Genomic DNA, 6,353 nt, shown 5'->3' with positions numbered 1-6,353 from the left:
CCCGAGCCAGCTTCTGTCACTGGCGGGACGGGAGCACGGCCGGACCATCCCATTAGCGGAAATGGCGCCTGCGATGTCTGGCGACGAGCCCCGGTGGGCTGGATCGCCAGTCTGATGCGGCTGCGTACCATCGTTGACAGCTCTTTCGGCGGCCGATACCAATGTCTAAAACCTAATAATAAGAATAGCTTCCAGAGGGACGCAGGGAGGGTGTCTTGGCGCCGCTCCTGCAGATCAAGGATTTACACACCGAGTTCCGGACTGGTGCGGGAGTCGTGCGCGCTGTCGACGGGATATCTTATACCGTCGAGCAGGGCGAGACAGTCGCGATCGTCGGCGAAAGCGGGTCCGGCAAGTCCGTAGGTGCGCTGTCAATTCTGCGCCTGATCCCGGATCCGCCCGGGCAGATCACGCGCGGCGAAATTCTGTTTGCCGGCCGCGACCTCATGCAGCTCTCGGACGCGCAAATGCGTGAAGTTCGGGGCGGCGACATCGGCATGATCTTCCAGGAGCCGATGACATCATTGAATCCCGTTCTCACCATCGGCCGGCAGATCACCGAGACCCTCGAGCAGCACCGCCGGGCCGATCCCGCTTCGGCGCACAAGCGCGCCATCGAGCTCCTCGGCCTGGTCGGCATCGCCGATCCGGCCCGCCGCCTGAAGCAGTATCCGCACCAGCTCTCTGGTGGCATGCGCCAGCGCGTCATGATCGCGATTGCGATCGCCTGTGATCCCAAGCTCATTATCGCGGACGAACCGACAACCGCACTCGACGTGACCATCCAGGCGCAGATTCTTGAGCTCATGAACGGGCTGACGCACCGGCTCAACATGGCGCTTATCATCATCACGCACAATCTCGGCGTGGTGGCGCGCTACGCCAAGCGGGTCAACGTCATGTATGCGGGGCGCATCGTCGAGAGCGGTCCGGCAGCGGCGATCTATCACGACCCGCGCCATCCTTACACGATGGCATTGCTGCGGTCGGTGCCTCGGCTCGATCGCCCGCGCCAGGCGCGCCTCGACCCGGTGGGCGGCCAGCCCCCCGACCTCACGCGCCTCGGCCGAGGCTGCGCGTTCCGCCCGCGTTGCCGCTTCGCGGTAGACACCTGCGCCCAGGTGCGGCCGCTGCTCGATCCGGCAGGGCCAGCCGGCCACCTCGCGGCCTGTCTGCGCAGCGAGGAGATCGTTGCCGCAGCGGGAGCGGTGGCATGAGGGCGCCCCCAACCCACGCACCGACGCTCCTCGAGGTGAAGGGGCTGCAGAAGCTCTTCCCGGTCACCGAAGGCGTCCTCGCGCGCCGCGCGGTCGGCCAGGTGCGGGCGGTCGACGGTGTCGACTTCACGCTTCACCGGGGGGAGACGCTAGGACTGGTGGGCGAGAGTGGCTGCGGCAAGACGACGACCGGCCGGTGCATCCTGCTGCTCGAGCGGCCGACCGCCGGCGAGATCCTCTATGACGGCGTCAACCTCACCAAGCTCACGCACAAGCAGCTTCGGGCAATGCGGCGCCGCATTCAGATCATCTTCCAGGATCCATACAGCTCGCTTAATCCGCGCATGAAGGTCGGCGACATCATCGCCGAGCCGATGAAGGTACATGCCATCGAGTCCGACGCGGCGCGCCGCGCGGCCCGCGTGCTCGAGCTGCTCGCGATCTGCGGCCTGGGTCCGAATTTTGCTGATCGCTACCCGCACGAGATGTCGGGCGGCCAGCGCCAGCGCGTCGGGATCGCGCGCGCTCTCGCGCTCAATCCCGAATTCATCATCTGCGATGAGGCCGTATCCGCCCTCGACGTGTCGATCCAGGCGCAGATCGTCAACCTGCTCGAGGATCTGCGCGAGCGCTTCCGCCTCACCTACCTGTTCATCGCTCACGATCTCTCGCTGGTGCGGCATCTCTGCCAGCGCGTCGCGGTGATGTATCTCGGCCGCATCGTCGAGCTCGCGGATTGCGACGAGCTGTTCGACAACGCGCTGCATCCCTACACCCGGGCGCTTCTCGACGCCGTGCCGGTGCCGGATCCGAGCGTCGAGGCCGGTCGCAGGTTCCGACCCGTGAAGGGGGAGGTGCCGAGCCCGATCAATCCGCCGTCGGGCTGCGCGTTTCATCCGCGCTGCCCGATCGCGGTCTACAGCTGCAGCCGGATCCGCCCGGAGCTGCGGGAGGTGCGACCCGGCCACTGGGTGGCCTGCAGCGAGGTGCGTTAGATCCGGTCGAGCAATGGCGTTTTCCACGATCGACCGCCGCACGTTTCGCCGGATACCAGATTGAGAAGATGGCTCGACGGATCCATCCCAATAACTGACAGGGAGGAAGGAAAAGGAGGAGGCAAATGATCAGGACATTAGGATTGGCGGCAGCCGGCCTTGGCGCTGCTCTTTGCATCGCGCCTCTTTGCGTCACGAACGTGGCCACCCCGGCGGCTGCCGACACCCCGAAGCGCGGCGGGACACTCACCTTCATGATCCCGGCGGACGCTCCGCCGAGTTTCGACGGTCACCGCGAGACCACCTTTGCGACCGTGCACGCGGTTGCGCCATTCTACAGCGTGCTGATCAGGGTCAATCCGGACAATCCGTCGTCGACCACCGATTTCGTCTGCGATCTTTGCACCGAGATGCCGACGCCTACCGACGGCGGGAAGACTTACACCTTCAAGATCCGGGAGGGCGTGAAATTCCACGATGGCTCGCCGCTCACCGCTGCGGACGTTGCGGCGAGCTGGCAGGAGATCGTCCATCCCCGCGAAGGCGTGTCGAGCGCACGCGAGAGCTACTTCATCATGGTCGACAAGGTCGAGGCGCCCGATGCGACGACCGTGGTGTTCCGGCTGAAGTTCGCAACGAACGCGTTTCTGCCCTCGCTCGTCGATCCCTTCGCTTGGATCTACAAGAAGGAGATCCTCGACAAGGACCCGCGCTGGTTCGAGAAGAACATCATGGGCTCCGGCCCGTTCAAGTTCGCCGGCTACGAGATCGGCCAGTCGATCAAGGGGGTACGCAATCCCGACTATTATCACCAACGACAGCCTTATCTCGACGGATTCATCGGCATCTTCGCGGCCAAGCAGGCCGTGCGGGTCGACGCGATCCGCGCCGACCGCGCCGCGATCGAGTTCCGTGGCCTGCCGCCTTCGGCCCGCGACGAACTCGTGCGGGAGCTCGGCGACAAGATCACCGTTCAGACGAGCGACTGGAACTGCGGCAACCTGGTGACTCCCAACCACAAGCGGAAGCCGTTCGACGACGTGCGGGTCCGCCGGGCACTTGCGCTGGCAATCGACAGCTGGCACGGCGCGCCGGCGCTCGCCAAGATCGCCACCGTGCATACGGTGGCCGGCATCGTGTTTCCGGGATCGCCGCTGGCGGCGACCAGGGAGGATCTGCAGACCTTGGCCGGGTTCTGGCCAGATATCGGGAAATCGCGCGAGGAGGCCAAGCGCCTGCTCAAGGAGGCGGGGGCCGAGGGACTCAAATTCGAGCTGATGAACCGAAACGTCGACCAGCCCTACAAGTATGTCGCCACCTGGCTGATCGACGAGTGGAGCAAGGTTGGACTGGAGGTCACGCAGCGCGTGCTGCCGACCGGTCCGTTCTTCGACGCACTGCGTCACGGCACCTTCGATGTGACCGTGGACTTCAACTGTCAGAGCGTGGTGAACCCGCTGATGGACATCGGCAAGTTCTTGCCGCACTCGGTCTATGCCGAGAACTACGGCAATTACGACGACGATAAGGAGATTGCCCTCTATCAAGCGCTTCTTCACGAGACCGACCCCGTCAAGCAGCGAGCGATGGTCCGCGAGTTCGAAAAATACGTTCTCGACACCCAGGTGCACATGCTGATGACGCCGTGGTGGAATCGCATCATCCCCGCCCGGTCGTATGTGAAGGGCTGGAAGATCAGTCCGAGCCACTACCTCAATCAGGATTTGGCCAACGTGTGGCTCGACAAGTAGGCATGCGCCATGCCGCGATGCCGGTCCGCAACCGCTGAGTTGCATCGCGGCGCGGTCAGGATCGGACGCATAGGATGTACCGGTATATCGCGAACCGGGTGCTTCTCGTGATCCCGACGCTGATCGGAGCGGCGGCGCTCGTGTTCGTGCTGATGCGCCTCATCCCGGGAGACATCTGCGAGGTCCGTCTCAGCTCCGGTGGCGGAAGCGTCAACCCGCGCGCTGTCGCGTTTTGTCACGCCGAGCTCGGACTTGATCGTCCGCTAATTCTACAGTTCCTGGACTTTGTGTGGGGCTTCTTTCGCCTCGACTTCGGCATCTCGATGTGGTCAGGCAAACCCGTCGCGGAAGAGATCGCAGCGCGGTTGCCGATTTCGCTCGAAATTGCCGTGATGGCGACCGTGGTTGCCATCATCATCGCAGTCCCGCTCGGGACCATCTCTGCGTTGAAGCAGAACAGCTGGATCGACCACGTGGTCCGGACGATTGCCATCGCGGGCATTGCAACGCCGTCGTTCTGGCTCGGAATCGTCGCCATCCTGGCCGTCCTCGACATCTCGCATGCATTATTCGGCGCGCCCTGGATGCCCCCGATCGACTACGTCCCGTTCTGGCAGGATCCACTTCGAAACCTGTCGATGGTGATCCTGCCGGCGGTTACTGTCGGCTACCGCTACGCGGCTGTCACCATGCGGATGACTCGTTCGGCGATGCTCGAGGTGCTGCGCGAGGATTATATCCGGACCGCCCGCGCAAAGGGCTTGGTCGAGCGGCTCATCATCAACCGGCACGCGCTCAAGAACGCGCTGCTGCCGGTCGTCACCTTGATCGGCATCGAGTTCGCCTTCCTGATCGGCGGGCTCGTGGTGACCGAACAGGTGTTCAACCTCAATGGCGTCGGCCGCCTGTTTGCGCTGGCCGTCCAGAACCAGGACTATACCCTGACGCAGGCTCTCGTCATGCTCACGGTCGCAGTCTTCGTCTTCGCCAATCTCGTGGTCGATCTGCTCTATGCGTGGCTCGATCCGCGCATCCGCTACGGCTGACGAGTGGGAGCTCGCACCATGGCCGATCTCACGCCATCCTATGTTCCTGCCGTCGACGTCGCGGCGGAGAGCCCGCGCCTGTCGCGCGAAGGCATCGTCGGCTTTTGCCGCCGCCAGCCGCTCGGCACGGTCGGCCTGGTGCTGGTGATGGTGATGGCGATCGCCGGCCTCTCGGCCGAGTGGATCGCCCCCTACAACCCGACGTCGAACGATTTCGCCGCCATGACGGAACCGCCGAGCTGGGCGCACCTCATGGGCACCGATCAGTTTGGCCGTGACCTGTTCTCCCGCATTGTGTTCGGCGCGCGCACCGCCTTGATCGTGGGATTCTCGTGCGCGATCATCGGGGGCGGCGCCGGTCTCGTGCTTGGCGTGGCAAGCGCCTATTTCGGCGGCCGCCTCGATCTCGTCCTGCAGCGCGTTATGGACGTGGTGATGGCCTTCCCGCTGATCATCATGGCGCTTGCTGTCATCGCCATCTTCGGCAGCGGCGTCTACAACGTGATCGTGGCGATCACAATTCCACTTATCCCCCGTTGCGCGCGGGTCGTGCGCTCGAGCGCGCTCGCGATTCGTGAGGTGCCGTATATCGATGCTGCGCGCGCCTGCGGCTTCAGCCACACGCGCATCATACTTCGCCACATGGTGCCGAACGTGCTGGCGCCGTTCCTGATCATGCTGACGGCATTTGTCGGCCAGGCGATCCTGGCGGAGGCGTCGCTGTCCTATCTCGGGCTTGGTGTGCAGGAGCCGACGGCGGCATGGGGCCTGATGTTGCAGGGAGGTGCCGAGGAATACGCCTCGACGGCGCCATGGATCGCCGTCTTTCCGGGCCTGGCGATCGCGCTCACGGTTTTCGGCTTCAGTCTGTTCGGCGACGCGCTCCGCGATGCCCTGGATCCCAAGCTGCGCGATCGCTGATCTGGTCGCAATCGTCCCAGATCACGACGCCTTGCCGGAGCCCGAGGTGCAGGCCTTGCCGCTGAGGGAAGGGAAGGTACCTACGCCTATGGCCGCGGGCCTGAACGGCCGACTCGTGTTTGGTCGATGTCGCCTTGTGGGCCCATCGCGGACCTGTCGATAGGCGGCCCTGATGTCTGGTTCTGAGGTCGATGCGAACCTCGCGCGCTTGCGTGCGCGCGGTGGAATCTCAAGTACTCGCTTAGTCAGCCAAAGGCTGAGTTCTTCCATAACGTCGGATACGCGAGGGCGGCTCCTAGCGCGAAGCGGACTTTCGCTGAAAATCGGAGGTCGCCTAAGGGCCCAGAAGCGGTCATTCGATCAAACCTCGTCTGCACAAACGCACCGTGCTTATTCGGGCAGCCCTGCTTTGCGGAAACCTTC

At 64.1% G+C, this 6,353-nt stretch carries 5 protein-coding genes; all 5 read left to right on the top strand.

Annotated elements, in window-relative coordinates; translation table 11 throughout:
• Positions 1-215: 215 nt before the first annotated feature.
• The 5 genes from ACFFWD_RS00275 to ACFFWD_RS00255 all read left to right on the top strand — a co-directional run bounded on the left by ACFFWD_RS00275 (position 216) and on the right by ACFFWD_RS00255 (position 5,930).
• Positions 216-1,217 carry an ABC transporter ATP-binding protein gene (locus ACFFWD_RS00275; RefSeq protein WP_376960288.1) on the top strand — a complete coding sequence of 334 codons (1,002 nt, stop codon included), beginning with the start codon at positions 216-218 and terminating at the stop codon, positions 1,215-1,217.
• On the top strand, positions 1,214-2,212 hold the full coding sequence (locus ACFFWD_RS00270) for an ABC transporter ATP-binding protein (protein ID WP_376960286.1): 999 nt from the start codon (positions 1,214-1,216) through the stop codon (positions 2,210-2,212). Before ACFFWD_RS00275 ends, ACFFWD_RS00270 begins: the two co-directional genes overlap by 4 nt.
• 125 nt (positions 2,213-2,337) lie before the next feature.
• Positions 2,338-3,963, top strand: coding sequence for an ABC transporter substrate-binding protein (locus tag ACFFWD_RS00265; protein ID WP_376960284.1), 1,626 nt, complete (start codon positions 2,338-2,340; stop codon positions 3,961-3,963).
• A gap of 74 nt (positions 3,964-4,037) precedes the next feature.
• A complete protein-coding gene (locus ACFFWD_RS00260) occupies positions 4,038-5,009 on the top strand; it encodes an ABC transporter permease (RefSeq protein WP_376960282.1) in 972 nt (323 codons plus the stop codon).
• An 18-nt stretch (positions 5,010-5,027) separates the two neighbouring features.
• The gene (locus ACFFWD_RS00255; protein ID WP_376960280.1) at positions 5,028-5,930 is read left to right on the top strand and encodes an ABC transporter permease; all 903 of its coding nucleotides are present in this window, start codon (positions 5,028-5,030) and stop codon (positions 5,928-5,930) included.
• Positions 5,931-6,353: the final 423 nt, after the last annotated feature.

The sequence above is a fragment of the Bradyrhizobium erythrophlei genome, from assembly GCF_042430365.1.
GTDB classification, from domain to species: Bacteria; Pseudomonadota; Alphaproteobacteria; order Rhizobiales; family Xanthobacteraceae; genus Bradyrhizobium; species Bradyrhizobium erythrophlei.
This window is presented reverse-complemented; position numbering and strand designations above follow the sequence as displayed.

Bases quoted from the DNA above. Each gene is read 5' to 3' on its own strand.
- ACFFWD_RS00255 (WP_376960280.1), top strand. From the start codon at position 5,028: ATGGCCGATCTCACGCCATCCTATGTTCCTGCCGTCGACGTCGCGGCG.
- ACFFWD_RS00270 (WP_376960286.1), top strand. From the start codon at position 1,214: ATGAGGGCGCCCCCAACCCACGCACCGACGCTCCTCGAGGTGAAGGGG.
- ACFFWD_RS00265 (WP_376960284.1), top strand. From the start codon at position 2,338: ATGATCAGGACATTAGGATTGGCGGCAGCCGGCCTTGGCGCTGCTCTT.
- ACFFWD_RS00260 (WP_376960282.1), top strand. From the start codon at position 4,038: ATGTACCGGTATATCGCGAACCGGGTGCTTCTCGTGATCCCGACGCTG.